This is a genomic window from Streptomyces sp. NPDC101490 (assembly GCF_044767145.1).
Classification (GTDB): domain Bacteria; phylum Actinomycetota; class Actinomycetes; order Streptomycetales; family Streptomycetaceae; genus Streptomyces.
In genome coordinates, this window is the sequence record NZ_JBIWNI010000002.1 from 839,066 (window position 1) to 847,597 (window position 8,532).

Here is an 8,532-nt window from a genome sequence, read left to right on the forward strand (position 1 = left end):
CTGCACATGTGGCTGCGGCTGGACGGGCTCGGGCCCGTCCGGTTCCACACGGCGGGGGGGCGGCCTGCCGCTCCTGGAGACCGACGAACCCCACGGGCCCTACGACATGGACGAATACGGTCACGTCACCGTCGAGCACGACCTGCCCGGCTTTCCCCTGACCGGGTTCGTCGGAGAGCGGATCGTCTCCGTCCGGGAGGTCCGCCAGCTGTACCGCCACCTCGACATCCCCGTCGGCCTCGCCCTCCGGTTCGAGAGCGCAGGGGTCAGCGTCCTCGACCTCGGGGACGATCTCGTCGTCACCTCCGACCGGCACCCCGACCCGGTCGAGGACCTGGCCGAGGGCCGGTTCCACCGGATGCCCGCCGCCGCGCCCGGCGGCCCGGGCCCTACTGCCCCAGCCGGTACCGGATCTTCTTGATCAGTTCCTTCAGGTCCGGCTGGCGCAGCAGGCTGTAGTGGTCCGCGTCCAGTTCGACGACCGTCGGCGGGCGGGCCGACCAGCCCTCCGCGTGCTCCAGGAACGAGTAGTCGTCGCCCTCCGCCTTGAACAGGGTCACCGGGCACGACACCTGGCGTTCCGTCAGCTCACGGAAGGTGTATGTGAATTCGAAGGTCTCCTCGACGATCGCCACGATCCGGGCGATCAGGTCCGGGTCCAGGGCCGGGAAGCGGTCCGCGACGTGCGCGACGAAGGACGTCCGGTCCCGGACCTCCTCCGGGAGCGTCTCGATCGCCCCGGAGAACACCGAGTTGAGGATCGTCACGAAGGCCGGATTGGCGTACGAGGCGCCGCCGGTCTCCGCCGAGCGGACCTTCGGGGAGCCCGGGGCGATCAGGAAGAGGTTCTCCACCTGTTCGCCGGCCGCCTCCAGGAGGTGCGCCGACTCGAAGGCGACCCGGGCGCCGAAGGAGTACCCCCACAGCGTGTACGGCCCGGTCGGCTGGCGGCGCCGGATCGCCTCCACGTCCGCCGCCGCCATCTCCGTGATCGTCTCGTACGGCTCCTCGCCCCGGTTGATGCCGTACGCCTGCACCCCGTAGAACGGGCGGTCGATGCCGATCTCCTCGGCCAGGTGCCGCAGGTTCATCGTGTAGCCGCCGAGCCCCGGCCAGCAGTAGACCGGCGGCCGGGCGCCGGGCGAGTGGAGGCGGACGAGGCGGGACGCCGGGGTGGCGGCGGCGCCGTCGAGCTGATGGGCGAGCTTCTCGACCGACGGCCGGTCGAAGAGGATCTGGAGCGGCAGCGAGGAGCCGAACTCCCGGTTGATCCGGGTCACCAGCGCCACCGCGATCAGCGAGTTGCCGCCCGACTCGAAGAAGTCGTCGAGGACGGAGACCGCGCCGACCTCCTCGTACTTGAGGGCCACCGCCCAGATCTCCGCGAGCCTGCTCTCCGTGCGGGTCCTCGGCAGGACGTGCGGGCGCCCGTGCAGACCCGCGTTGACCACCGCGAGCCCGGCCAGCGCCTTCGTGTCGACCTTGCCGTTCGCCGACAGCGGCAGCCGGTCCAGGACCACCACCCGGTTCGGGATCATGTAGTCCGGCAGCCGCCGGACGAGGTCGTCGCGGATCATCTCCGCCGGGCCCTTCATGTGGACCGTGTCCTCGTACATGCCCTCGCTCAGCCGCTGCTCCTCGCTGGTCCGGCCGCCGACGAAGAAGTACGAGGGGCCGGTCGGGCGGTCGGCCGCCGCCAGGATCTCGTCCATCCGGCGGGCCGAGGGCAGCGGGTGCCCCGACTTCGAGCTGTAGCCGGACGACATGAACCCGAGTCCGTGGCCGCCGAGCTGGAGCCGCTGGAGGGCCCGCCCCAGGTCCATGTACGCCCGGTCGGCGGCCCCGGTGCGGCTGATCACCGTGACGCCGAGCGCGGCCCGCTCGTACACGGCCTGGTTGATCGCGATGACGTGCCTCTTCTCGACCAGGGCGTCCGAGACCCGCCGTAAGGCGCCCCCCTCGTGGACGTACTGCCCGGCCGGGAGGTCGCGGACGCGGTCCGGGTGCGCCTGCACGTACAGGTCCACCTCGGGCTCCGGGCGGTGCTCCCCGTCGTAGGGGACGATCTCGAAGGTCCCGAGGTCCGCCGCGCCCGTCCCCGGGTCCGCCGTGCCCGTCCCCGGGTCCGCCGCGCCCGTCCCCGGGGCGTACGGCCGGATGTCCAGGCCGTGGCCGGGCAGGACCTCCTCGAAGAGGCCCACCATGTGGCCCGCCTCGATCTCCAGGACCTCCTGGATGTTGTTCCGGTAGACCGGCTCGATCGCGGACCTGCGGCCACGGAACGACACCCGCAGGAACGCCTCCCCCGCATCCGGCAGCGGATCGGTCAGATACAGCCGGTGGCGCACCGGGTGGTAGTAGTACGTGCCCGGTTCCAGACCCGCGATCCCACGCGCCGACACGTACAGCTGTGTCGCGTACAGCGCGCCCGGCGAGGCGTAGCCGTACTTCGGCAGGAGCCGCTCCTCGCTGCCGAACTGGCCGAACCAGCGCAGGAGTTCACCCAGGTCGGCGACGGTGAGGCTGCCGACCGCGCGGGAGCCGATGCCCTCAGGACGGCGGGCGAGCGCCGCCAGGACGTCGGCGCGGGTCACCTCGCCGCCCTCGTAGAAGCGGTACGTCTTGCGGGCGAAGACCGTCCGCCGGGTCCGCTCCGGGGGCGTGAGGCCCGGCAGCGCGACCACCGGGCGGCCCGCCAGGTCGTCGTCGTCCCGGGTGCCCGCGTTGGACAGCTGGGCCTTGACCTGGAGCTTGGACTCCTTGGACTGGTGGTGGGCGCCGTGGTTGCCCTGGTCCATCAGGGCGGCTTCCTTCGGGGACAGCTCGACGCACGCCACCAGGTTCTGGAAGCCGGTGCGGGGCTCGTCCTTGACGATCACCGCCGCGTTCTTCACCCAGTCGTGGTCCTCCACGGCCAGCGCGATCTCGTCCAGCTCGACGCGGAAGCCGCGGAGCTTGATCTGGTTGTCGGCGCGCCCGGCGAACTGGACGGTGCCGTCCTCGTTCCAGTGCGCCAGGTCCCCGGTCCGGTAGAGGCGTTCCCCGGTCTCCGTGGTGATGAACCGTTCCGCCGTGAGTTCGGGACGGTCCAGGTACCCCCGCGCGACCTGGACCCCGCCGATGCACAGCTCTCCCTCCCGGATGTGGAAGGTCGTGTCGTGCGCGGGTCTTCCGATGGGTATCGCGGCGGGCGCGGCGGCGAGCGTCGCCCGGTCCACGGTGTGCGAGGAGGCGTTGATGGTGCACTCGGTGGGGCCGTACAGATTGATCAGTTCGGCGGCCGGCAGTTCCGCGAGGAGCTGCCCGGCCAGGTTCCGGGAGAGGATCTCGCCGCCCGAGTAGACCCGGCGCAGGCTGACGCAGCTGCCGAGGCGCTCGGTGTCCACGAGGGCCTGGAGGAGCGTGGGGACGCCCTGGAGCATGGTCGCGCCGTGCGCGCGGATGGTGTCGACGAGGGCGTCGGGGTCGCGGTAGCAGCCGGTCGGGCCGACGGCGACGCGGGCGCCGGTCGCCGGGGCGAGGATCTCCCACTGGGCGGCGTCGAAGCTCATCGGGGTCTTCTGGAGGACGACGGCGCCGGGCCCCAGCTGGTGTTCGGCGGCCATCCAGCGCATCTGGGCGACGATCGAGCGGTGCTCGACCATGACGCCCTTGGGTCTTCCGGTGGAGCCGGAGGTGTAGATCACGTACGCGAGGTCACCTGGTCGTATCTCGTACGGGGGGACCTCCTCGCCCGCCGTGCGCCAGGCGTGCTGGACGGCCTCGCGGAGGGTGACGACGGTGGTGCCGGGCGGGGCGAGGTCGGTGACGCGGTCGCGGAAGCGGTCCTGGGTGAAGACGATCCGGGCGCCGCTGTCCTCGATCATGTAGCGGACGCGTTCCTCCGGGTACTCCGGGGAGAGCGGCACGTAGGCGGCGCCGGAGCACAGGACGCCCCAGGTGCCGATGACCAGCTCCAGGGAGGGGTCGACGTGGACGCCGACCCGGGTGTCCCCCGTCACGCCGAGGGAGCGCAGATAGTGGCCGAGGACGAGGGCGCCCTCCGACAGCTCCCGGAAGGTGAGCGTCTCGTCCTCGTGGACGACGGCGGTGGCGTCGGGCCGTTCCAGGGTCTCGGCGTGCAGGAGCCGGTCGAGCGTGCTGGGCATGAAGGTCCCTTCGGATGCGGTGCGCCGGGGGCCTCGGGTACGGCTCGCCCCGCTCCGCGGCGGGGCCCGGCGGTGGGCCGGGCCCCGGGTGCGGGAGCGGGGGTGGGGGGTGTGGGGCCGAAGAGCCGGGCCCTCAGCGGTAGATGAGGAGTTCGTGTTCGGTGGCGCCTGTCAGTTCGTAGCGGGTCCGGACGAGGGGGCGGCCGGAGTAGATCCGGATCAGGGTGGCCGCGTCGCCCTTGAAGGAGGCCGGGGGGCGGCCCTCGATGGGGTTGCCGAGGGCCACCGGGGTGGCCTCGCGGTCCTCCAGGACGCCCACCAGACGGGGGGTCTCCCGTTTGCGGCTGGTCACCGAGAGGAGCGGCAGGGCCAGTTCGAGGCTGTCGCCGCAGTAGGCGCCGGGGGCGCCGAAGGCCTCCCGGACGTCTCCCGCGTGGACCCATTCGCCGAGCGCGACGGCGTCGAGCCTGCCGTCCTCGCGTTCGGCGATGACCGGTCCGGCCTCGGTGAGGCCGCGTTCGAGTTCGTCGAGGATGCGGCCGAGCGGCCAGTCCTCCCGTTCGGCCACGTCACAGGCGTTGGCCTCGGGCAGGAACACGCCTTCTTCGAGGCGGCCCTCGACGATCCGGACGAGGGCCGCCCCGCAGTGGGCGAGGACCTGCCGCGCCGTCCAGCCGGGGCAGGCGGTGCGGAGCTCGTACGTCTCCTCGGGGGTGCGGCGGAGCAGTGGCAGGAGCAGGTCCCGCTCCGTTCTCAGGAGCCGGTCCGGCAGCCACGGGTCGCGCACCTCGGGTGCGTCACCAGGGTCGTCGGTACACATGGGTCCTCAGTAGCGGTAGTGGTCCGGCTTGTACGGGCCGCCGACGGGCACGCCGATGTAGTCGGCCTGCTCGGTGCGCAGGGTCGTCAGCCGGACGCCGAGGGCGTCGAGGTGGAGGCGGGCGACCTTCTCGTCCAGGTGCTTGGGCAGCACGTACACGTCGACGGGGTACTCCTCCGGCTTCGTGAACAGCTCGATCTGGGCCAGGGTCTGGTCCGCGAAGGAGTTCGACATCACGAAGGACGGGTGGCCGGTGGCGTTGCCCAGGTTGAGCAGGCGGCCCTCGGACAGGACGATGACGACCTTGCCGTCGGGGAACGTCCAGGTGTGGACCTGCGGCTTGACCTCGTCCTTGACGATGCCGGGGATCGCCGCCAGGCCGGCCATGTCGATCTCGTTGTCGAAGTGGCCGATGTTGCCGACGATGGCCTGGTGCTTCATCCGGGCGATGTCGGCCGCCATGATGATGTCCTTGTTGCCGGTGGTGGTGATGAAGATGTCGGCGGTCTCCACGACGTCGTCGAGGGTCGCCACCTGGTAGCCGTCCATCGCCGCCTGGAGCGCGCAGATGGGGTCGATCTCGGTGACGATGACGCGGGCGCCCTGGCCGCGCAGGGACTCCGCCGAGCCCTTGCCGACGTCGCCGTAGCCGAAGACGACGGCGGTCTTGCCACCGATGAGGACGTCGGTGGCGCGGTTGATGCCGTCGATCAGGGAGTGGCGGCAGCCGTACTTGTTGTCGAACTTGGACTTCGTCACGGCGTCGTTCACGTTGATCGCCGGGAACAGGAGGGAGCCCTCGCGGTTCATCTCGTACAGCCGGTGGACCCCGGTGGTGGTCTCCTCGGTGACGCCCCGGATGTCGGCGGCGATCGTGCCCCAGTCCAGCCCGGTGTCGCGGAGGAGTTCCAGGATGACGCGGAACTCGTCGTTGTCCGCCGTCGACGGGTCCGGGACGGCCCCCGCCTTCTGGTACTCCACACCCTTGTGGACGAGGAGGGTGGCGTCCCCGCCGTCGTCCAGGATCATGTTCGGACCGTCGGCGTCCGGCCAGGTGAGGGCCTGCTCGGTGCACCACCAGTACTCCTCCAGGGTCTCGCCCTTCCAGGCGAAGACCGGGATGCCCGCGGCGGCTATCGCGGCGGCGGCGTGGTCCTGGGTGGAGTAGATGTTGCAGGACACCCAGCGGACCTCCGCGCCGAGCGCGACGAGGGTCTCGATGAGGACGGCGGTCTGCACCGTCATGTGCAGGGAGCCGGTGATCCGCGCTCCCGCCAGCGGCTGCCGGTCGGCGTACTCGCGGCGGATCGACATCAGACCGGGCATCTCGTGCTCGGCGAGGGTGATCTCCTTGCGGCCGAAGACGGCCAGGGAGAGATCGGCGACCTTGAAGTCGGTGAAGCCGGTGGCAGTGACGTCAGACATGGACAACGCTCCTTGCGCTGAGAATGGTGCGGTGGATTTCGAGTGCCGCCGTCGACTTGTTCAGGGTGATGTAGTGCAGCCCCGGGGCGCCCTCGTCGAGGAGGCGCAGGCCCGTCCGCGTCGCGTGCTCGACGCCGATGCGGTAGGCGGCGGCCGGATCGTCCTTGGCCGCCTCCAGGCGGTGGGCCAGGTCCTCGGGGAAGGCCGCGTCGCTCAGCTCGGCGAACCGCCGGATCTGGCGCACATCGGTGGCGGGCATGATCTCCGGGATGACCGGGGTGTCGCAGCCCGCGGCGGCGAGCCGGTCCCGCAGCCGCAGGTAGTCCTCCGGGTCGAAGAACATCTGCGTGATCGCGTAGTCCGCGCCCGCCCGGCACTTGGCGACGAAGTGCGCCAGATCGCTCGCGGAGTCCGGGGACCTCGGGTGGCCCTCCGGGAAGGCGGCCACCCCGATCCTGAACTCACCGAGCGAGCGCACCAGTTCCACCAGCTCATGGGCGTACGTGAAACCCTGCGGATGCGGTGTCCACGGGCCGCGCGGATCGCCGGGCGGGTCCCCGCGCAGCACGAGCACGTCCCGTACCCCGGCGTCCGCGTAGGCGCCGATGATCGCCCGCAGTTCGGCGACGGAGTGCCCGACGGCCGTCAGATGGGCGACGGGCCGCAGGGTGGTGTCGGTGACGATCCGCTTGGTGACCTCGATGGTCCGGTCCCGCGAGGAGCCGCCCGCGCCGTACGTCACGGAGACGAAGTCCGGCGAGAGGGCCTCCACCCGGCGGATCGCGTCCCAGAGGGTCCGCTCGCCCTTGTCCGTCTTCGGCGGGAAGAACTCGAAGGAGAAGGTGGGGTTCACAGGCGTCTGCCTCCCGCGTTGAAGTAGCTCGCCTCCGGGTGGTGGACGACGATGGCGTCCGTGGACTGCTCGGGGTGCAGCTGGTACTCCTCCGACAGCTCCACGCCGATCCGCTCGGGGCGCAGCAGCGCGGCGATCTTCGCGCGGTCCTCCAGGTCGGGGCAGGCCGGGTAGCCGAGGGAGTAGCGGCAGCCCTGGTACTCGGTCCGCAGCATCCCCTCGATCCCGTCGGGCTCCGATGCCCCCGCGATGCCCCATTCCTCGCGGACCCGGGCGTGCCAGTACTCGGCGAGCGCTTCGGCCAACTGCACGGAGAGGCCGTGGAGTTCGAGGTAGTCGCGGTAGGCGTCGGCCGCGAAGAGCTTCGCGGTCTCCTCGCCGATCCTCGAACCGACGGTGACGATCTGGAGGGCGACCGCGTCCACTTCGCCGGAGTCCTCGGCGCGGTGGAAGTCGGCCAGGCAGAGGCGGCGGCCCCGCTGCTGGCGGGGGAAGGAGAAGCGGGTCCGCTCGCCTCCGTCCTCGTCCAGGAGGATCAGGTCGTCCCCCTTGGACACACAGGGGAACCAGCCGTAGACCACGGCCGCTTCCAGGAGATCGTCACGTCTGAGCCGGTCCAGCCACATCCGCAGCCTCGGCCGGCCCTCGGACTCGATGGTGTCGGCGTCCTTCAGCCCCCACTGGCCCTTGAACAGGGCGGCCTCGTCGAGCCAGGGGGCGTAGTCCTTCAGCTGGATGCCCTTGACGACCCGGGTGCCGAGGAACGGGGGCTCGGCCACCGGGTTGTCGGCGGCGACGTCCGAGCGGCCGACCGGCTCCGGCTCGTCGACCCGCAGCAGCTCGGCCGGGGTCTCCCGCTTCGGCACCCGGCGCTGCTTGAGCGGCGGGAGTACGACTCCGGGGACGCCCCGCTTGACGCCCATGAGCGCGTCCATGAGGCGCAGGCCCTCGAAGGCGTCCCGGGCGTAGCGGACCTCGCCCTGGTAGATCTCGTGGAGGTCCTGTTCGACGTAGGCGCGGGTGAGGGCGGCGCCGCCGAGGATCACGGGGAACTTCTCGGCCAGGCCCCGGCCGTTCAGTTCTTGCAGGTTCTCCTTCATGATGACGGTGGATTTGACGAGGAGGCCGGACATTCCGATGACGTCGGCGCGGTGTTCCTCGGCGGCTTCGAGGATCGCGGAGACCGGCTGCTTGATGCCGATGTTGACGACGTTGTAGCCGTTGTTGGACAGGATGATGTCGACGAGGTTCTTGCCGATGTCGTGGACGTCGCCGCGGACGGTGGC

General features: G+C 71.1%; 6 protein-coding genes. 1 reads left to right on the forward strand and 5 read right to left on the reverse strand.

Annotation, left to right across the window (positions count from 1 at the left end; translation table 11 throughout):
- Positions 1-106: 106 nt before the first annotated feature.
- Positions 107-421 carry a hypothetical protein gene (locus tag ACIRQY_RS07635; protein WP_403922822.1) on the forward strand — a complete coding sequence of 105 codons (315 nt, stop codon included), beginning with the start codon at positions 107-109 and terminating at the stop codon, positions 419-421.
- Here ACIRQY_RS07635 and ACIRQY_RS07640 read toward each other — a convergent pair.
- The 5 genes from ACIRQY_RS07640 to ACIRQY_RS07660 all read right to left on the reverse strand — a co-directional run.
- Positions 390-4,148: an amino acid adenylation domain-containing protein gene (locus tag ACIRQY_RS07640; protein WP_403922823.1), complete on the reverse strand. Its 3,759-nt coding sequence runs from the start codon at positions 4,146-4,148 to the stop codon at positions 390-392. The genes ACIRQY_RS07635 and ACIRQY_RS07640 overlap by 32 nt on opposite strands.
- Positions 4,149-4,281: 133 nt before the next feature.
- Complete coding sequence (locus tag ACIRQY_RS07645; protein WP_351780648.1) at positions 4,282-4,968, reverse strand: maleylpyruvate isomerase family mycothiol-dependent enzyme; 687 nt, start codon at positions 4,966-4,968, stop codon at positions 4,282-4,284.
- 6 nt (positions 4,969-4,974) lie between these two features.
- Entirely contained in the window at positions 4,975-6,393 is a 1,419-nt protein-coding gene (ahcY, locus tag ACIRQY_RS07650) for an adenosylhomocysteinase (RefSeq protein WP_403922824.1), read from the reverse strand.
- Positions 6,386-7,246 (reverse strand): methylenetetrahydrofolate reductase [NAD(P)H], encoded by an 861-nt coding sequence (gene metF, locus ACIRQY_RS07655; protein ID WP_403922825.1) that lies wholly within the window; start codon positions 7,244-7,246, stop codon positions 6,386-6,388. Before metF ends, ahcY begins: the two co-directional genes overlap by 8 nt.
- A partial coding sequence (locus ACIRQY_RS07660) for a vitamin B12 dependent-methionine synthase activation domain-containing protein (protein ID WP_403922826.1) occupies positions 7,243-8,532 on the reverse strand: 1,290 nt, incomplete at its 5' end. The genes metF and ACIRQY_RS07660, both read right to left, overlap by 4 nt.

What these genes read in the sequence shown, in the direction of transcription:
- ACIRQY_RS07640 (WP_403922823.1), bottom strand. Translation starts at nt 4,148, where the DNA reads ATGCCCAGCACGCTCGACCGGCTCCTGCACGCCGAGACCCTGGAACGG.
- ACIRQY_RS07635 (WP_403922822.1), top strand. Translation starts at nt 107, where the DNA reads ATGGACGAATACGGTCACGTCACCGTCGAGCACGACCTGCCCGGCTTT.
- ACIRQY_RS07645 (WP_351780648.1), bottom strand. Translation starts at nt 4,968, where the DNA reads ATGTGTACCGACGACCCTGGTGACGCACCCGAGGTGCGCGACCCGTGG.
- ahcY (WP_403922824.1), bottom strand. Translation starts at nt 6,393, where the DNA reads ATGTCTGACGTCACTGCCACCGGCTTCACCGACTTCAAGGTCGCCGAT.